Here is a 20,099-nt window from a genome sequence, read left to right as displayed (position 1 = left end):
TATTTTGAAGATATCAAAAAGTCAAACAAAATTTCAACAATCATGGTAAGCCAATTTCTTTTTTTATTCATTTCCGTTTCTCCCAATTTGTTTTGTTTTCAGCTATTTAGAAATATACTTACGTCAATCACAAAAGTATTAAAACAATTGTATGCAAAAAAACCATTCGTCGCAACGAATGGTTTCTATATGAACTAATAATAAAATGAAATTTTAACTTCTAAACTCATTCAAAGATTTCTCAATAATCTCAAGACATTCCTCAATTTGAGCCTCAGTCATGACCAATGGTGGTGCCAATCTGATTTTATTACCGTGAGTTGGTTTTGCTAATAATCCGTTATCTCTGAATTTCAGACAGATTTCCCAAGCCAAATCTGAATCTTCTCCGCAGTTGATTACGATGGCATTCAATAATCCTTTTCCACGAACCAGGGTGATTAAATCGTTACGTTCTGCAATTTCATTTAATCCTTTTCTTAAAAGAATTCCTAAACGTTCTGCATTTTCAGCCAGTTTTTCGTCTTTAACAACTTCAAGTGCCGCAATGGCAACAGCCGCAGCAACAGGATTTCCACCAAAAGTAGATCCGTGTTGTCCCGGTTTGATTACATTCATGATTTCGTTATTCGCCAAAACCGCAGAAACCGGATAAACTCCACCTGAAATTGCTTTTCCTAAAATTAAAATATCAGGTTGCACATTTTCGTGGTGAACAGCCAATAATTTCCCTGTACGGGCAATTCCCGTCTGAACCTCATCGGCAATAAACAAAACATTATGTTTCTCACAAAGTTCTTTTGCTTTTGCTAAATAACCTTCAGAAGGAACATAAACTCCTGCTTCTCCTTGAATTGGTTCTACAAGAAAACCGGCAATATTTTTTGATGATTCCAGCGCTTTTTCAAGAGCTGCTAAATTATCGTATTCAATTTTTATAAATCCGTCTGTAAAAGGACCGAAGTTTTTACGCGCTCCTTCATCATTCGAAAAAGAAATAATGGTAGTCGTTCTTCCGTGAAAATTGTTCTCACAAACAATAATCTGAGCCAGATTCTCATGAATTCCTTTTACCTCATACGCCCATTTTCTACAAAGTTTAAGAGCAGTTTCTACTGCTTCCGCACCCGTATTCATTGGTAAAACTTTATCAAAACCAAAATAATTGGTTACATATTCTTCGTAATTTCCTAATTGGTCGTTGTAAAAGGCACGGGACGTCAAAGTAAGCGTTTGCGCCTGATTCACCATGGCTCCAACAATTTTTGGATGACAGTGTCCTTGATTTACGGCAGAATAAGCAGATAAAAAGTCATAATACTTTTTACCGTCCACATCCCAAACGTATACACCTTCTCCTTTTTCCAAAACTACCGGAAGCGGGTGGTAATTATGAGCTCCGTATTTGTTCTCTTTTTCGATCAAAACCTCAGATTTTGATGAAAGTGATTCTAGTTTATGTCCCATGATATTTTCTTTTATTAATGCAAAAATATAAAATTTATTGATTTATTGCGAATAAATAGTTATTTTTAACTTAAAAATAAGCTTAATAAAACCAATATAACTTATTTTAACATGTAATTAAGTCATTTTAAAATTTAATATTTACTCAGGTACATTAGACTTATTTTTATCTTTACAAAAACTAAACGTAAAAAAGTTACATGGATATTTTAGATGAATTTGATGTGAAAATTATAAAGGAATTAGAAAAAGACGGAAGAATTGCCTATTCTACCATCGCTACTAATCTTAAAATTTCAAATACCATGGTGCACCAACGCATTAATCGTTTATTTGAACAAGGGATCATTACAGGCATCAAACCAATCCTAAACGAAAAACTTATTGGTTACGATTGGGCTTCTTTTACCGGAATAACATTGAATAAAGATTCTGATTCGGAAAGAATTATCGAAGCTTTAAAAGAAATACCCGAAATTACAGAATGCTATTTTGTAACTGGTTCCTATACACTATACCTCAAAATTACAGCAAAAAACCACGAACATATGCGCAAAATATTATACGAGAAAGTCGATAATATTCCGGGAATTGCAAAAACAGATTCGATGGTAGAATTAGGTTGTGCTTTTAAACGAAATATAAGCTTATAATAAACTTAAAATAAAAAAGTATGCGATTACAAAAACTTTCTTTAGTTGTTCTATTCTTCTGTAAATCAATTTTGTTTTCGCAAACCAGTGTTCCAAATCCTGTAAAAAGTGATTTTTCAGGAACATTGTCTTTTTTGGCTTCTGACTGGATGGAAGGCCGTGAACCAACCAGTAAAGGCGGATTTAAAGCCGCAGACTATATTGCATCCATGATGGAATTGTACCAACTACTTCCCTACAACAATTCGTCTCCATCCAAAAATAATACTTTTTTTCAGGACTTCAATATCAAAAGACATGCAGTTCAATCGGTTTCTTTAGCTATAGACAGCGGAAATAACAACACGATTTTACTTTCTCCAAAATCAGAATACAAAGTAACGCCTGTCGACAAATCTTCAAAAAAAGAAGCCGGAATTGTATTTGCCGGCTATGGATTAAGTGTTCCAAAAGAAAACTATGATGACTATGCAAAAATATCGGCAAAAGATAAAGTTGTTTTAGTTCTACAAGGATATCCGGGTTACAAAGACACTGCTTCAGTTGGCTTTAAAAAGTTTAAAAAATGGTTTCCCGAAGAAAATAATTTAGAAGAAACCAAAATCCAAAACGCCATACAGCAAGGGGCTATAGCAGTCATTTTTTTGGATGTAACCGGGAATTTTAAACCCAAATCAACAGACAATTACACTTTCGATTCTTTAGAAAATCCCACGTCCCTTTCTATTCCCATCTTTAGACTATCTGCACCAGCGACCGAAAAAATTCTGGCCGGGACCTCCATTCAATTAGTCGAAACAGAAAAAAAAGCGGCGCAGCAATTAAAGACTTCTTCTTCCTTATTAAAAAATAAAAAATGTAATTTTTCAATTGACTTGAAATCAGAAACTTTTCCGGTTCGCAATGTAATCGGGATGATTCCGGGAAAAGATACTTCTAAATCCATTATAATTGGAGCGCATTACGATCATTTAGGCATCAAAAATGATTCTATTTACAATGGTGCTGACGATAATGCTTCAGGCGTATCAGGAATGCTGGCTTTGGCAAAAAACTGGTCAGCATCTAAAATAAAACCTCCATACAACATTGTTTTTGCCTCTTGGACTGCTGAAGAAACGGGGCTTTTGGGAAGTGAATACTTTGTTCAGCATTTAGATTTAAACCAACAAAAAATCCTTCTTTGTGTTAATATGGATATGATTTCAAGAAGTGCTCCCGAAGATACCAAACAACGCATTTTAAGTATTGGCACTCAAAAAGAAGACGAAAACTTAAGAAAAATCGCTACTGCAGGCAATCAAAACCTTCAAAATCCGTTTGAACTTGATCTTTGGGAAACTAATGGACATACCGGGAGCGATTACGCTTCTTTTACAACAAAAGGAATTCCGATAATGACTTTTTTCAGCGGCTTTCATGCGGATTACCACAGTCCAAGAGATCAGGCTTCAAAAGTCGATTTAAACAAAGAAAAAGACATTCTTTCTATAGTCAATAGCAGCGTGTTACAATTCATAGAAACGCATTCAACAACCAAATAACCACCAAAAAATAACTGCCATGAAAAAACCACTTTATTTGCCTTATTCGTTTGTACTTTTTATTTTCATCACAATCCTGGGCTTTTCCAGCACTGTTGCGCAAGCCCAAAACCCAAAAGGGAAATTATTTATAATTGGTGGCGGAGACCGGTCCGATGAACTGATGAAACAAGTACTGGAAGTCGCAGATTTAAAAGCAACAGATTATATTGTAGTATTACCCATGTCAAGTGAAGAGCCGGATGGTTCATTTCAGTTTTTTAAAGATCAAATGGTAAAGCTGACGAAAAATCCAATTGTGATGTTGAATTTCAATACCGAAACCGCACAAAATAAAACACTGGCAGATTCGGTACAAAAAGCAAAATTAATCTTTATAAGTGGTGGTGATCAGCTCCGTTTTATGAAAGTTGTACATAATACTCCGATAAAAACAGCCATACAAAAGGCTTACGAAAACGGAAGTACCATTTCAGGGACAAGCGCAGGAGCGGCAGTAATGTCTGAAAAAATGATTACCGGAAACCAAAAACTGGAAAAAGAATATTCCGGTACTTTTGACAATATCCGACACGACAATTTAGAAACAGCTGAAGGCTTAGGTTTATTGAAAACCGCCATTATTGACCAGCACTTTTTAAAAAGAAACCGCTACAACAGATTGCTTTCGGCAATGGTTGAATTTCCAAATTTAACCGGAATTGGAATCGATGAAGCTACCGCCATTATTGTTAGAAACAACCAAATTGAAGTAGCCGGAGACAGCGAAGTTATTGTAATTAAAAACCCAAAAGGAATTGTAAAATCCAAAAAGAACAATCTTATTTCGATTGAGAATTTACAAATGGGAATTTATACCGCAGGACAAAAATTTAACATCAAATAATCATGTTACAGCATTTAAAAAAGATTAAACTTATCGTTTTGGTTTCTTGCACAACCTTAACCGTTTTTGCACAAAAAATCAATACAAAAGAAGCCAATCGACTGGAAAAATTGGCGCAACAGGTGACCATTATCCGAGACAATTGGGGCATTCCGCATATTTACGGAAAGACGGATGCTGATGCTGTTTTTGGTTTACTTTATGCGCAATGTGAAGATGATTTTAAACGAATCGAAATGAATTATATTGAAAAACTAGGTCGTCTTGCAGAAATTAAAGGCGAATCGGTTTTATACAATGATTTAGAAATTCGTCTTTTAATTGATGCTGAAGATGCAAAATCTGATTACAAAAAAGCACCCGTATGGCTTAAAAAACTTTTGAACAGCTATGCGGACGCGATTAATTTTTATTTATACAAACATCCCGAGGTCAAACCGGCTCTTTTAACGCATTTTGAGCCTTGGTACCCACTTTTATGGACAGACGGAAGCATTGGTGCCATTAGCACTGCGGATCTTTCGACCGCAGAACTTAAAGCCTTTTATTCCGGAAACAATGACAAGGTAGCTTACGTAGAAAGAGAAAAAAATGTACAAACCGGTTCAAATGGTTTTGCTTTTGCTCCGTCCAAAACAGCTGATGGAAATTCGATTTTGTATATTAATCCACACACTACCTTTTATTTCAGACCCGAAGTTCAAGTCACGAGTGAAGAAGGATTGAATGCATATGGTGCTGTAACCTGGGGGCAATTTTTTATCTATCAGGGTTTCAACGAAAATTGCGGCTGGATGCACACCTCATCCAATGTAGATGTTGCTGATATGTACGCGGAAAAAATCACCAACAAAAAAGGAAAACTTTTTTATGAATTTGACAAAAAGTTAGTTCCTGTTATTGAGAAAGAGATCACAATAAATTACACTGAAAAAGGGAAATTAATTGCTAAAAAAATCAAAACCTATTTTACCAATAACGGCCCGATTATGGCCAAACGCGATGGAAAATGGATTAGTTTGAAATCGATGAATCGTTCTATGAACAGCTTAATTCAAAGCTGGGTAAGAACCAAATCAAAGAATTTTGAGGAGTACAAAAAAGCCATGGATCTAAAAGCCAACACCTCAAACAACACCGTTTATGCTGATAACAAAGGAAATATTGCCTATTGGCATGGTAATTATATCCCGATTAGAGACAAAACACTTAATTGGTCTAAAGTGATAGACGGATCCGTTTCTGCTACACAATGGAAAGGTTTGCATGACGTTAACGAAACCGTTCATTTGTACAATCCTGTAAACGGTTGGATTCAGAATTGCAATTCAACACCTTATACTTCGGCAGCAGAAAATAGTCCAAAAAAAGAAAACTATTTGCCTTATATGGCTCCCGACGGGGAAAATTTCAGAGGTGTAAATGCGGTTCGAATTTTTAGCAAAGGAAACAACTATACGCTTGATAAAGTAATCGCTGATGGTTACGACACTAAGTTGTCCATTTTTGAAGTGCTGATTCCAAGTTTGATCACGGTCTTCGAAAAAAACATAAAAACTACTGATCCTGAATACTCCGATTTAATTGAGCCCATCACTTTATTAAAAAATTGGGACTATTATGCCAAAGAAAACTCCGTTGCAACTACCCTCGCCGTTGAATGGGCTTATAAATTAGACCCAATTATTCAAAAAGCTTATATTGATGAAGGTGAACCGGATCAGGTCGAAAACACCAAACGTTTTGCCCAAAATGCAACGACTTCACAACTAATTCCGCAATTACAATCGGTTTTAAAAGAATTAAAAACCAAATGGGGAACCTGGCAGGTTGCCTGGGGCGAAATCAACCGTTTTCAACGTACAAGCGGAGATCTGGTGCTACAATACGATGACTCCAAACCGAGTTTACCAATCGCATTTGGCCCTTCTTCCTGGGGAAGTTTGCCCGCTTTTAGAAGTAATTATCAAAACAATTCAAAAAAACGTTACGGTTACAATGGTAATAGTTTTGTTTGTGCCGTTGAATTTGGTCCAAAAATAAAAGCAAAATCATTATTAGCCGGAGGAAATAGCGGCGATGAAACTTCTAAACATTTTACCGATCAGGCAGAAATGTACCAAAAAGGAAAGTTTAAAGACGTTTTATTCTACAAAGAAGATATTACAAAAAATGCCGAACGTACTTATCATCCGGGAGAGTAATTTTTAACTTTTAGCATCTCAAAATCAAACCTTGGAGGAAATATCTTTCGAGGTTTTTTTGTATCGTAATATTTCTGATATTTGTTAAAAATTGTAAATTTATGAAAAACCACACTATGCTTCTTTTTGCTACCATTCTATTTTATAGCACTATAAGCGCTCAATTGAAACCTGTAAAATACGCCGACGGAAATCAGACCTTAAACGGATTATTTATAAAATCTGCTAAAAAAAGCCCCAACAATCCGGGAATTTTACTTTTGCCTGCATGGCTCGGAATCGATAATGCTTCAAAAGGAATTGCAGAAAATCTATCGAAACTAGGGTATCATGTTTTTATTGCTGATATCTATGGCGAAGGAAACTATCCTAAAAATACTACTGAAGCATCAAAAATAGCCGGTCATTACAAAACCAACTTTACTGAATATCAAAACAGGATCAACCTTGCTTTACAACAATTAATAAAATCCGGTGCCGATGCTGATAATATTGTCGCAATTGGATATTGTTTTGGTGGTAGCGGGGTCCTTGAAGCGGTGCGTGGACAACTAAATCTAAAAGGTATTGTTTCTTTTCACGGCGGACTGGGTAAGGAAGGCACCAGACCAGTAACACCAATTTCATCAAAAGTTTTGATTTGCCACGGTGCCGATGATCCTTATGTATCACAAGAGGAAATAACAGCTCTTCAACAAGAATTTCGCGATTCAAAAGCCGATTGGCAAATGATTTATTACGCCAATGCGGTTCACTCTTTTACAAATCCTGAAGCAGGAAACGACAATTCAAAAGGTGCTGCTTACAATCCGGTTGCTGCAAAAAGAGCTTTTGAACATTTACAACTTTTCTTAAAAGAAGTCTTAAAAAAATAACAACCAGCTTACCAAAACCAACTTAGTCCATACAACCAATGTCAAAAAGTACCATTAGAAAAGATAAAACCTGTCTGAATTGCAGACATGTCGTGGAGCAAAAATTTTGTCCAAATTGCGGCCAGGAAAACAGCGATACCAGAAAAACATTTCACCATTTATTTATTCATTTTTTTGAAGATTTAACACACTATGAAAATGCTTTCTGGAAAACGATCCGAAATTTACTTTTCAAACCTTCCACGTTAACTAAAGAGTACCTTTCAGGGAAAAGACTGTCTTATTTGGCTCCTGTCCGATTATACATCTTTATCAGTTTTATAACCTTTCTTTTAATTGCCCTATTTCCAAACAAAGTCAGCGAAGATTTCAATAAAAACGCAAAAGCATTATCAGCAGAAATAGCTAAAACGGATAAAAACAGTAAGGATGAGGAATTAAAAATTTCAAGCAACTATCTAGATATTAGACCTATGAAAGAAATCGATTCTATTCAGCAATACGGAAAAGAAAAAGAAAAACTTTCAGAATTTGAATATTGGGCTTACTCAAAAGTTTATAATATCACAAAGCATTATAGTAAAAAAGAGATTTTTGAAAAGTTTATTGAATCCTTTATTCATAATATTCCCAAAATCCTTTTTATCATAATGCCATTTTTTGCTTTTTTATTATGGCTTTTTCACAACAAAAAGAAATGGTACTATTTTGATCATGGAATCTTTACCTTACATTACTTTTCTTTTCTCCTTCTAATGTTTCTGATTTTATTTAGCATAACAAAAATAATTGGTCTGTTCGGAGAGAATAGCCCACTAAGTTTCATCTCTAATATTACCAACTTCGTCGGGGTTATCTGGATGTGTTATTACTTCTATCCGGCACATCATCGCTTTTATGGAGAATCAAGAATAGTTTCATTTGTTAAAAGTGTAATGCTGTTTATTGTAAATTCCTTTTTTATTCTATTTTTACTTACCTTTTATGTTTTTTACATATTTATCAATTTACACTAAACCAAAAATGAAAAAGATTGTTCTCTTATTATTAATTGCTACTGCATTTTCTTGTAAAAATGCGCAGTCTGTTGCGTCGAAAGACAATTCAGATCCAACGAAATACATCAAGCTTATCACCGAAAAAGACTTAAAAACAATGTTATATACGGTTGCTTCAGATGAAATGGAAGGCCGTGAAACCGGTTCAAAAGGACAGAAAAAGGCCGGTCTTTATATGATTGAGCAATACAAAAAAAATGGTATTTCGTTTCCTAAAGGAGCAACAGACTTCTATCAACCTGTTCCGGCAGCTTTCTTAAATGCAAGACGCAACGAAAACCTACCTGATTCAGAAAATATCTGGGCTTACATCGAAGGTTCAGAAAAACCGGATGAAGTATTGGTAATTTCGGCACATTACGACCATGTTGGTATCAAAAACGGAGAAGTTTATAACGGTGCTGATGATGACGGATCCGGAACTGTTGCTGTTATCGAGATCGCAAAAGCATTCGCAAAAGCAAAAAAAGACGGACACGGGCCAAAACGTTCTATTTTATTCTTACACGTTACCGGAGAAGAGCACGGTTTACACGGTTCTCGTTACTATTCTGAGAATCCATTGTTTCCAATTGCCAATACCATTACCGACATCAACATCGACATGATTGGTCGTCGCGATGTAGAGCATGCCAAATCAAACAATTATGTTTACGTAATTGGAGCAGATCGTTTGTCTACAGATTTGCACAATGCGGTTGTAAGTCAAAACGAAAAATACACCAAAGTAGACTTAGATTTTAAATTTAACGACCCGAAAGATCCAAATCATTTTTACGAGCGTTCTGACCACTATAACTTTGCTAAATATGGTGTTCCTGCTGTATTCTTCTTTAACGGAGTACACGAAGATTACCACGGTAAAGGTGATGAACCTGAAAAAATCGAATACGACGCCTTAACCAAAAGAACACAATTGGCATTTGTTGTTGCCTGGGATCTAGCCAATAGAGCGAACAGACCTGTGGTTGATAAACCGATTAAGTAAGGTACTGAGGTGCTGAGTGGCTAAGGTTCTGAGGTTTTAAAACGGAGGGGCAAAGGTTTAAAGCGGCTGAGGCTCTAAGATTTTTCAAATAATAAAACTAAAAAAGAGGAGCCAAAAACTCCTCTTTTTTTATATATTTTATTCTGTAAATATTAAATCAAATTTAAAAACCTTTGCCGCTTTAAACCTTTCAGGAATCAAATCTAAAAATTGCGAAGAAATAAAAGAGAACTATTAGTGCCTCGAAATGAAAATAGCAAATAAAAAAACTAATCCTAAGAGCTGGACGCACTCCATTTGTCATTTCGAAGAATGAGAAATCACACAAGCTGAGCACACACTGTATGGAATATTGGATGTGATTTCTCATTCTTCGAAATGACACTATCAGACAAAATCTATAAAGCTCAGCCACTCGGAACCTGAAACTTGAAACTACTCCCCCTCGAAATTTCGAAGAATGAGAAATCACACAAGCTGAGCACACACTATGTGGAATATTGGATGCGATTTCTCATTCTTCGAAATGACACTATCAGACAAAATCTATAAAGCTCAGCCACTCGGAACCTGAAACCTAAAAGCTGAAACTTGAAACCTGAAACCTGAAACTACTCCCCCCTCCTAAATGACACAGAACCAAGCAAAAATAATAAGTTTAAAAAACATGATACCTCCTAATTTAGCATTTCGCTTTCACGAGACTCAAAGAAACAATTGCACAAGATTTACTTGCCTCTTTTTTACTTCTCCATAAATTTTAAGACTTCATCCCTTTCCCCTTCCCTATAAACCAGAAAACAAAAAAAAGAGGAGCTAAAAACTCCTCTTTTTTATATATTTTATTCAATAAATATCAAGTTAAAAAACTCAGAACCTTAGCAGCTCAGAACCTTCCTCCTTAGTCATTCATAGAAATCAAAAACTCTTCGTTATTTCTGGTTTTTTTGAAACGGTCGTTTACAAAATCCATAGACTCAACCGGGTTCATATCCGATAGATATTTACGCATGATCCACATTCTTTGCAATGTTTTTTCGTCTAATAATAAATCATCACGACGTGTACTTGAAGACGTTAAATCGATAGCAGGGAAAATACGTTTGTTCGCAATTTTACGATCCAATTGTAACTCCATATTACCGGTTCCTTTAAATTCTTCAAAGATTACTTCATCCATTTTAGAACCTGTTTCTGTCAATGCAGTAGCGATGATACTTAATGAACCTCCGTTTTCTACATTTCTGGCAGCACCAAAGAAACGTTTTGGTTTTTGCAATGCATTCGCATCAACACCACCACTTAAAACTTTTCCTGAAGCAGGCTGAACCGTATTGTACGCTCTTGCCAAACGCGTAATAGAGTCTAATAAAATAACCACATCATGGCCACATTCTACCAAACGTTTTGCTTTTTCAAGTACAATATTGGCAATTTTCACGTGTTCTTGTGGCTCTCTGTCAAAAGTCGAAGCGATTACTTCTCCACGAACACTGCGTTGCATGTCAGTAACCTCCTCAGGACGTTCGTCAATAAGAAGAACGATCAAATAAACTTCAGGGTGGTTGGCTGCAATTGCATTGGCAATGTCTTTTAGTAACATTGTTTTACCGGTTTTCGGTTGAGCTACGATCATACCACGTTGCCCTTTTCCAATTGGAGAAAACAAATCGATAATACGGGTTGAAACGGAACTGCCTTTTTCGGCTAATTTGAATTTTTCTGAAGGAAAAACCGGAGTTAAGTGTTCGAAAGAAACTCTGTCGCGAACTACTTGCGGATCGTGACCATTAATTTTTAGTACACGAACTAAAGGGAAAAATTTCTCGCCTTCTTTTGGTGGGCGAACCACCCCTTTTACGGTATCACCGGTTTTTAAACCGAATAATCTGATTTGTGAAGTTGATAAATAAATATCATCCGGAGACGCTAAATAATTATAATCTGATGAACGTAAGAAACCATATCCGTCTGGCATCATCTCAAGAACACCTTCACTTTCTATAATTCCGTCAAATTCAAAATCTGAATCTCTGAAATTATTCTTTTTATTTTTATGATTTGGATTTTGATTCGTACTGTTACCATTTCCGTTCCCGTTTTGATTTGGATTCTGATTCGGGTTTTGATTTTGATTCGGATTCTGGTTTTTAGTCTGATTCGGATTTATTTTTTTTGTCGGAGCAGCCGTTTCTGCTTTTTCAGTTGTCGGAGCGGGAGTTTCCGTTCTTTCTGCTATTGGAGCCGAAGTATCACTATCTTCATTAACTTCCTCGTTGACTAACTCTTTTGCTGCTTCTTTTTCTTTTTGCTGAGCGACCTTTTTTTCGTAAGCTGACTTATTAAATTTTACAATTTTAGGGCCTTTTTTCTCTACTACTTTATTCTCTGCAGCCTCTTCTTCTTTTGGTGTCTCAGTTGGAACCTCCGGAGTTGCTGCAATCACAGGGGCTTCCTCTACTTTATCAAATTCCAGAACCGGTGCATTTTTGCTCGCTGACGCGTTTTTACTAATCGGCGCTTTTTTGACCGGAACAATTCTTGCTCTTTTAGGTTTGTCATCCACTATTTCCGCATCGGCCACAGTGTTAGCTGGCGGCGCTACAGTCGCTTCTTGGTGCGCTAAAATCTGACTGATTAAAGTCTCTTTTTTAACGCCATTAAACTTTATAGTTTTAGCTAACTTAGCTATTTCTTGAAGCTCAGCAAGCTTCATTTCTTTTAATGCAGAAATATCAAACATGAATGTTCTATGAATTTAATTATTTTAACGGAAATACTGTAAAAAGAATAGGTAGATAATTGTTTTGAATTGACCGCAGTATGAAGTGCTTACGGTATTATAATGCAATAATACGAATAAAATTTTATCATACAATAGTATTTATAAAAAAGAAAATATATTTTTGTAAAACAATTTTAGACCATGATACAACGAATTCAAACTATATATTTAATTCTTACCTTTATCGTAACGGGGGTACTACTATTTTTTGTTCCGCTTTGGACATTAAACAACGGAAAAGCATTCTATTTTATGCAAGACCAGATTTACACCGTAGTATTAGGTCTAAGCACAATGCTTACGATTGTAAGTATTATTTCATACAAAAAAAGACAAAACCAGTTTGTAATGGGCAGACTGAATATAATATTAAACTTAATTTTATTAGGATTATTTGTATATCGATCACTAAATTTATCTGGAGAAACTGTACAAGTTTCTGAGAAAGGTATTGGGATGTTTCTACCGATTGTTGCTATCGTGTTATTAGTTTTAGCTAATAAGGCCATCAAAAAGGATGAAGATCTTGTAAAATCTGTAGATCGTTTGAGGTAAACCTATAAACTTAATTTATTTGTGTGAAAAAACCCGGATTTTATGATCCGGGTTTTTTTGTGCCTAAAAGTTTCAGGGATCAAGTCCGAAAGTTGTGGGGAAGTAAAAATCTCGCAGAGTCGCAAAATCGCAAAGTTTTAATGAAAAAACAGAAAAAACTTTGAGACTCTATAACATTTTTAGAAATCCAAAGCGAGAAAGTAGAGAACTGAAAGATGAAACTTAAAAATAGAAAAAAAACTTAGCGGCTTGGCGAGATCGTCAAAGCGAGAAGTTGGAAAATTAGGTACTTAAAAAGCTGTGGCGAAAAAGTATAAGATCTGCTACTTCTAACAAAAGAAATTTCTAAAAATTATTCCACAATTTTTTAACTTGATTCGAAATTACGGAACTACAGGATATTTGTCCCTCCACAACAATATGTCTTGATCCAGTTTCAGCCTGTCCCACCTACCCTGCCAAAATACCCAAGAAAATGCTCATTGTAAGTTATTTTTCATAAATTTGAGTTTCCCTGATTCAAAAAGTACCAATGACACAAAAAATAAGAATACATCTTGCCGATGATCATCAGGTACTCATAGACGGTCTAAGCAATTTATTACACACTGTCCATAACTTTGAAGTGGTAGGCAGCTCATTAGACGGAACTACTATATATGAAGACGTTATAAAAAACAATGCCGCTATTTTATTACTGGATATCAGCATGCCAAATATGGATGGAATTGAAGTATTAAAGGAATTCAGCCGAAAAAATTTCCCTTGTAAAGTCATTATTCTTTCCAGTTACGACGATTTAAAAATCGTAAAAGAAGTAATGAAACTGGGTGCAAAAGGCTATCTCACAAAAAAAAGCGCCGGAGAAAATATTATTGAAGCCATTAAAGTCGTCAACGCTGATCAGGAATATTTTGATGACCATGTAAGAGAAAAAATCTTTGCCAGCTTCACCCGGAACAATCCAAAATTGAACAAAAACTCTTTTGAAGAAAACCAAATACTAAGCCCCAGAGAACTGGAGATTATTACTCTGATCTCATTGGAGTACAGCGGAAAAGAAATAAGCGAAGAACTTTTTATAAGTCTCAATACCGTTGAAACGCATCGAAAAAACATCATGAAAAAGTTAAAAATGAAAAACGTGATCGGCCTTGTAAAATATGCTTTAAAAAACAATTTAATAAAACCCTAATTGCATTACTTATATGTCAATTTTCAGGATACTGCTATTCTATTTCTTTTTTTGGACTTTTAGTTCAAACACTGCTGCCAGTCAATACAATAAACCTCTGAAGAAGAATGGAATTACTGAAAAAATCACAAAGAGCCCTCCACTTCAATCTCATCCGACTGTCAATAAAAACACAGTCAGTTTAGTGTTTATTCTGGTGATAATGGTATTGATTTTATTCTACTTCTACTACCAAAACAACCAGCTAAAACGAAAAAACAAACAAAAAGACATCAAGCAAAAAATACAGCTTAACATAATCAACGCCGCTATTGACAGTCAGGAAATCGGACGAAAAAAAATAGCTTCCTTTCTACATGACGACATCAATTCCTTGCTTTCTTCTGTTGGTTTGCATCTTAATACATTTACGGCTCAAAATAACATTCAATCAGACGAAATCACTAAAGCCAAAGCGATTCTGGAAGAAGTTCACGATCGTCTACGCGATATTTCTCATGAATTAATTCCTGTGCTTTTAGTTCGTTTTGGTCTACTGTATGCTTTGGAAGATTTATGCGAGAAAAACTCAAATTCAAACCTTCATTTTCAATTTTCAAGTTCAATTCCAACCAAAAAAAGGTACATTGAAAAATTCGAAATGAATATTTATTTTATTGTATCTGAATTACTTAACAACATTATAAAACATAGCGAAGCATCAAAAGCTGAAATCGCTCTGCACGAAAAAAACGATCGACTCATAATCACTATTCAGGATAACGGAAAAGGGTTTACCATTGGAAAGCTAAACGAAACGGAAGGTTTTGGCCTTAACCGAATCAGAGCGCGAATTAAAAAACTAAAAGGAAATTTCAATATTACTTCTAAAAAAAATGAAGTTACAGGCACCACGGTAAAAATAGAAGTTCCAATTTAGTAACTCTTTATTTTTTACCGATTTCTACAATCTCCAAATCTTTTATCTTATCATCATCAATTACAAATCGCAGCATCGTCCGCATTTGGTGAAAGCCACTTTTTCCAGCAGCACCGGGATTCATGTGCAGCAAATTGTTCTTTTTATCAAACATCACTTTCAGAATATGAGAATGCCCGCAAATAAACAACTTCGGCGGATTTAATGTCATTTCTTCTCTGATACTTGGATTGTATTTTCCCGGATATCCTCCAATATGCGTAATCCAGACGGAAACATTTTCACACATAAAACGATTGTGCAGCGGAAATTCCAGTCTTGCCTTAGCATCGTCTATGTTTCCATAAACACAACGCAACGGTTTCAGCTTTTTTATCGTATCGGTAACATTCAGATCTCCAATATCTCCGGCATGCCAAACTTCATCAGCCTGTGCTACATATTTTAAAATAACGTCATCAATATGACTGTGTGTATCGGAAAGAAGGAGGATATTTTTCAATTTCTATTAAGGTAAAAGAAGGTTCAGAGGCGCAAAGGTACAAAGGTTTTTCCGTAGAGACGCACAGCAGTGCGTCTTTGATTCGTTCTAATTTTTAATAATGGTAGAGACGCACAGCAGTGCGTCTCTACACGCGTCTCTACGATTTATAAATGCGTACGAAACGAACCTGTACCACTTTTAAAAAAAACCTTTGTACCTTTGTACCTCAAAACCTATGAACCTTTACTTTGAGATATTTTATTCAATTCGCCTATAACGGAACACCTTATCACGGCTGGCAAATTCAGCCAAACGCCTCTTCTGTACAGGAGACTTTAAACAAAGCACTTTCTGTTTTGCTAAATTCGACCATAAATGTTATGGGAGCCGGACGCACGGATAGCGGTGTTCATGCTCAGGAAATGTATGCTCATTTTGATTTTGAAACTCCAATTGACATTCCGACTCTGGTTCATAAACTCAATTCGTATTTACCTAAAAGCATTGCCATTTTTAACCTGATTTTGGTTCACGATGAAGCGCACTGTCGTTTTGATGCCACCAAAAGAACGTACGAATATCGCATCAACACTGTTAAAAATCCATTTTTGGAAGAATTGAGCTGGTACTTTAATCAAAATTTAGATGTAGCTTTGATGAATGAAGCGGCAAAAATTTTACTGAAGCATACCGATTTTCAATGTTTTTCGAAAGTAAATACTGATGTAAACACCTTTGATTGCACGATTTTTGAAGCGTATTGGAAAAAGGAAAACGACAAATTGGTTTTTACGATTTCTGCGAATCGCTTTTTAAGAAATATGGTTCGCTCCATTGTAGGTACTTTAATTAATATTGGTTTACATAAAATTTCGCTGCAGGATTTTGAAAACATTATCGCCAGCAAAAGCAGAGAAAAGGCCGGGTTTTCAGTTCCCGCACACGGATTGTACTTAACCGATATAACGTACGATTATATCAAAAAATAATCCTCAAGTTAAAAAACTGAAATAAGAATAGGAAACAAGCGAAGTAATTAGCTCCAAAATAAAATGAAAGCAAAAGCATTTGATACCCGTTTATTCAAACGAATTCTAAAATATACCAAACCTTACAAATGGCGCTACTATGGCGTTATTATATTTGCTGTTTCGTTGTCTGTTTTTGCAGCACTGCGTCCCTACTTATTAAAACAAACGGTCGACGGCTATATCAAGACTCATGACCAACATGGTTTATTAATGTATATCGTATTAATGGGAGTGGTTTTACTGATGGAAGTTTTCTCTCAGTTTTATTTTGTTTATTGGGCCAACTGGCTCGGACAGGATATTGTAAAAGACATTCGAACCAAACTCTTTAAACATATACTGAGTTTCAGAATGAAATATTTTGATTTGGTACCGGTAGGACAATTGGTAACCAGATCTGTATCGGATATCGAATCTATTGCCCGTATTTTCAGTCAGGGATTGTTTATGATCATTAGTGATCTGATGAAAATGATCGTGGTATTGATTTTTATGTTTTACATGAACTGGAAATTAACCTGGATTGTAGTGGTTGCCATGCCAATTCTTGTGTACATCACCAGAATCTTCCAGCGTAAAATGCAAGTAGCTTTCGAAGAAGTTCGTACGCAGATTGCCAACATGAACTCGTTTGTGCAGGAGCGCGTTACGGGAATGAAGATTGTACAGCTCTTTAACCGCGAGAGAATCGAAGCCGAAAATTTCAAAGAAATCAACAACAAACACAAAGTTGCCTGGATCAAAACCATATTATATAACTCGATCTTCTTTCCAATTGCCGATATTATCTCCTCGATTACTTTGGGATTGGTTGTGGTTTATGGTGGATTCCGAATTTTAAACGGAGATCATTTTACCACTTTTGGGGATTTATTTTCATATACCATGTTTATCGGAATGTTGTTTAACCCATTGCGCCAGATCGCGGATAAATTTAACGAGATGCAATTGGGAATGATCGCTGCCAATCGTGTTTTTGATATCATAGACACACAAGACCATATTCAGGATACCGGAACGCTTGAGGCTCCTATTTTCAATGGAAGCATTGAATTTAAAGAAGTCCGTTTTAGTTATATCCCGGAAGAAGAAGTTATAAAAGGAATTGACTTATCGGTTGCTTCAGGGCAGACTGTTGCGATTGTAGGATCGACCGGAGCAGGAAAATCAACCATTATCAATCTTCTGAATCGTTTTTACGAAATTAACAGCGGAACGATTTGCATTGACGGACACAATATTGAAAACTATACTTTGGCTTCCTTGCGAAAACAAATTGCCGTGGTTTTACAAGATGTGTTTTTATTTGCCGATACGATTTACAACAACATCACCTTACACAATCCTGAAATTACGCGGGAGCAGGTTTTAGATGCGGCCAAAAAAATTGGCGTTCACGATTTTATTATGAGCCTGCCCGACAATTACGATTTTGATGTTAAAGAGCGTGGCGTTATGCTTTCGTCGGGGCAACGTCAATTAATCGCTTTTCTACGTTCGTATGTAAGTAATCCGAGTATCTTGATTTTAGATGAAGCCACTTCGTCGATTGATACGTATTCTGAAGAACTGATTCAGCGTGCCACAGAAACCATTACAAAAGGAAGAACCTCAATTATCATTGCGCACCGATTGGCCACTATTGTAAATGCGGACAAAATTGTAGTAATGGATAAAGGTCTCATTGTCGAAGAAGGAACACATCAGGAACTGCTTAGCAAAACAGATGGGTATTACAAAAACCTCTACGATTCGCAATTTGCCGTCGCAAATTAATTTTCTCATTAACATACAAATTATACATTTTCTTTGAAATTCAGTTTTAGCAATACCACCTCCAGACGAGCGTTTTTAATTTACGGCACGATCTCTATTTTAGTTACCGTGATTTCGGTGTACTTTATTAGTAACCTGATTACAGATCTTACCAACAAAACAAATGAATTAAGCGCCAGTCGGAATTTTGTTAAAAAACAGGAAATCATGACCATGGAATTTTCGAAGCTTCTGGAACATGAAATGCAGATTAAACATCTTCTAAAAATCAGCAGCTCTAAAAATCTGTTATCGAATCTTGAAGTATTGAGTTCAATTCAGGCAACAGATTCGTTGGTTACTAATAATTGGTTTCAGATTAATGACGGTCAAATTCACTTTGAGAATGATACGACCTCTGCAGCTTTAAAAAAGGATATTCGTGATTTTACGGCCACCAATAAATCTGCGCAACATATAAACACCATTGTTCCGCAGGGAAAAGACTGGGCCTGGAGAATTTATTTCAAATCAATTAGTCCTGACGGAACCATTGTTCGTTATGGCTACGACGTGAACTTAAGGTTATTGCATGATTATTTTTCGATCATAGATGTCACGACGTCTAATTACGCTTTTATATTTGACGAAAAAGGGAAATGTATTTATCATCCCGAAACTTCTTTCATAGGCAAAAATGTGTATGATATTGCTTCGATTCAGTCCTCTGATACTATTTTTACTAAAAAAAGCGATTATGTAAAACGTACTACTCTTTCCGAATACTTAAAACTGGATGTCATTCGTTTTACTAAAAAAATGGATATAAAAGGCGCTAAATGGTTTATTTGTGTGAGTTTTCCAAAAGATGTTATTGATGAAGATGTCACTTCTATAAAAAAATACGCAACTTCTATCTATTCGATTACTACGATAATGCTTCTTTTTATTTTCTATCTCTTTACTTATGCCAACAGAAGGGCTTATAAAGAAAAAGAAATTGTAATCAAGGAAAAGAATACCTTACTGGTAGAAAATGAAAAAATAATAAAAGAGAAAGCCCTTATTCAACTCCAACAATTGAAGGAGCAGATCAATCCGCATTTTTTATTCAATTCGCTTAACTCGCTTTATATGTTAATTGGCAGCGATGTAAAAACGGCACAGAAATTTACCTTAAACCTGTCTCGTATTTATCGTTACTTAATTGACCCGCCTGAAAAAAATATTGTCCTATTAAAGGAGGAGCTATTATTTATCGAAAAATATATTTTCCTGCAACAAACCCGTTTTAAGGAAGAGTTATTATTTTCTATCGAAATAGAAGATGAAGCTGCTTTAACAAAAAGCCTTCCCTACTTAGCACTTCAGATTGTGGTTGAAAATGCCATCAAGCACAACATGGCTACAGACGAAATTCCGTTGCGCACCAAAATCGTTATTAAGGCAGATAAAGTTATTATTACCAACAACCTGCAGAAAAAACAACATGTAGAACCTAGTACTCAGTTTGGATTAAATTACCTCCAGAGTATTTACAATCACTATGCTAAAAGTGATTTTGAAGCCTCAGAAAAAGAGGATAATTTCGTATGTATTTTGCCTTTAATCGACATTCACTCCTAAAAACAAGCCATTCACTCCCTTTCCCTTTTTTTTTGTTAGAAAAACAAATATTTTCGAGCAAAAATTAACCTAAA

General features: G+C 35.6%; 16 protein-coding genes. 13 read left to right on the top strand and 3 right to left on the bottom strand.

Annotated elements, in window-relative coordinates; genetic code table 11:
* Positions 1-213: 213 nt before the first annotated feature.
* Positions 214-1,467, bottom strand: a complete 1,254-nt coding sequence (gene rocD, locus ACHRV3_RS13760) for an ornithine--oxo-acid transaminase (RefSeq protein WP_230002571.1) — start codon at positions 1,465-1,467, stop codon at positions 214-216.
* Between the two features lie 200 nt (positions 1,468-1,667).
* On the opposite strand from rocD, the gene ACHRV3_RS13755 reads away from it, so the two are divergent.
* The 7 genes from ACHRV3_RS13755 to ACHRV3_RS13725 all read left to right on the top strand — a co-directional run bounded on the left by ACHRV3_RS13755 (position 1,668) and on the right by ACHRV3_RS13725 (position 9,675).
* Positions 1,668-2,120 (top strand): Lrp/AsnC family transcriptional regulator, encoded by a 453-nt coding sequence (locus ACHRV3_RS13755; protein ID WP_047773536.1) that lies wholly within the window; start codon positions 1,668-1,670, stop codon positions 2,118-2,120.
* A gap of 20 nt (positions 2,121-2,140) precedes the next feature.
* Entirely contained in the window at positions 2,141-3,664 is a 1,524-nt protein-coding gene (locus ACHRV3_RS13750; RefSeq protein WP_395435212.1) for a M20/M25/M40 family metallo-hydrolase, read from the top strand.
* A gap of 19 nt (positions 3,665-3,683) precedes the next feature.
* Positions 3,684-4,550 carry a cyanophycinase gene (locus ACHRV3_RS13745; RefSeq protein ID WP_395435213.1) on the top strand — a complete coding sequence of 289 codons (867 nt, stop codon included), beginning with the start codon at positions 3,684-3,686 and terminating at the stop codon, positions 4,548-4,550.
* 2 nt (positions 4,551-4,552) lie between these two features.
* On the top strand, positions 4,553-6,754 hold the full coding sequence (locus tag ACHRV3_RS13740) for a penicillin acylase family protein (RefSeq protein WP_395435214.1): 2,202 nt from the start codon (positions 4,553-4,555) through the stop codon (positions 6,752-6,754).
* Positions 6,755-6,855: 101 nt separating this feature from the next.
* Positions 6,856-7,629, top strand: a complete 774-nt coding sequence (locus tag ACHRV3_RS13735; protein ID WP_395435215.1) for a dienelactone hydrolase family protein — start codon at positions 6,856-6,858, stop codon at positions 7,627-7,629.
* A 38-nt stretch (positions 7,630-7,667) separates the two neighbouring features.
* Positions 7,668-8,645 (top strand): DUF3667 domain-containing protein, encoded by a 978-nt coding sequence (locus ACHRV3_RS13730; RefSeq protein WP_395435216.1) that lies wholly within the window; start codon positions 7,668-7,670, stop codon positions 8,643-8,645.
* Between the two features lie 7 nt (positions 8,646-8,652).
* Entirely contained in the window at positions 8,653-9,675 is a 1,023-nt protein-coding gene (locus ACHRV3_RS13725; protein ID WP_230002577.1) for a M28 family peptidase, read from the top strand.
* Positions 9,676-10,576: 901 nt separating this feature from the next.
* Here ACHRV3_RS13725 and rho read toward each other — a convergent pair.
* Positions 10,577-12,418: a transcription termination factor Rho gene (gene rho, locus ACHRV3_RS13720; protein WP_395435217.1), complete on the bottom strand. Its 1,842-nt coding sequence runs from the start codon at positions 12,416-12,418 to the stop codon at positions 10,577-10,579.
* A 183-nt stretch (positions 12,419-12,601) separates the two neighbouring features.
* Between rho and ACHRV3_RS13715 the strand changes: the two genes are divergently transcribed.
* The 3 genes from ACHRV3_RS13715 to ACHRV3_RS13705 all read left to right on the top strand — a co-directional run bounded on the left by ACHRV3_RS13715 (position 12,602) and on the right by ACHRV3_RS13705 (position 15,129).
* Positions 12,602-13,015: a DUF4293 domain-containing protein gene (locus tag ACHRV3_RS13715; protein WP_230002579.1), complete on the top strand. Its 414-nt coding sequence runs from the start codon at positions 12,602-12,604 to the stop codon at positions 13,013-13,015.
* Between the two features lie 532 nt (positions 13,016-13,547).
* A complete protein-coding gene (locus ACHRV3_RS13710; RefSeq protein WP_395435218.1) occupies positions 13,548-14,210 on the top strand; it encodes a response regulator in 663 nt (220 codons plus the stop codon).
* A gap of 13 nt (positions 14,211-14,223) precedes the next feature.
* Positions 14,224-15,129: a sensor histidine kinase gene (locus tag ACHRV3_RS13705; protein WP_395435219.1), complete on the top strand. Its 906-nt coding sequence runs from the start codon at positions 14,224-14,226 to the stop codon at positions 15,127-15,129.
* Positions 15,130-15,136: 7 nt separating this feature from the next.
* Here the strand turns inward: ACHRV3_RS13705 and ACHRV3_RS13700 are convergent, their stop codons facing one another.
* Positions 15,137-15,631, bottom strand: coding sequence for a metallophosphoesterase family protein (locus ACHRV3_RS13700; RefSeq protein WP_395435220.1), 495 nt, complete (start codon positions 15,629-15,631; stop codon positions 15,137-15,139).
* A gap of 230 nt (positions 15,632-15,861) precedes the next feature.
* Between ACHRV3_RS13700 and truA the strand changes: the two genes are divergently transcribed.
* The 3 genes from truA (at position 15,862) to ACHRV3_RS13685 (ending at position 20,025) form a co-directional block, all read left to right on the top strand.
* Positions 15,862-16,602: a tRNA pseudouridine(38-40) synthase TruA gene (gene truA, locus ACHRV3_RS13695; protein ID WP_395435221.1), complete on the top strand. Its 741-nt coding sequence runs from the start codon at positions 15,862-15,864 to the stop codon at positions 16,600-16,602.
* Between the two features lie 63 nt (positions 16,603-16,665).
* Positions 16,666-18,420: an ABC transporter ATP-binding protein gene (locus ACHRV3_RS13690; protein ID WP_047773556.1), complete on the top strand. Its 1,755-nt coding sequence runs from the start codon at positions 16,666-16,668 to the stop codon at positions 18,418-18,420.
* Positions 18,421-18,453: 33 nt separating this feature from the next.
* Positions 18,454-20,025 (top strand): histidine kinase, encoded by a 1,572-nt coding sequence (locus ACHRV3_RS13685; RefSeq protein WP_230002584.1) that lies wholly within the window; start codon positions 18,454-18,456, stop codon positions 20,023-20,025.
* Positions 20,026-20,099: the final 74 nt, after the last annotated feature.

The sequence above is a fragment of the Flavobacterium sp. FlaQc-49 genome (genome assembly GCF_044005985.1).
GTDB lineage: Bacteria > Bacteroidota > Bacteroidia > Flavobacteriales > Flavobacteriaceae > Flavobacterium > Flavobacterium cupriresistens.
Note: the sequence above shows the minus strand (reverse complement) of the source record. Positions and strands in the feature narration are given on the sequence as shown.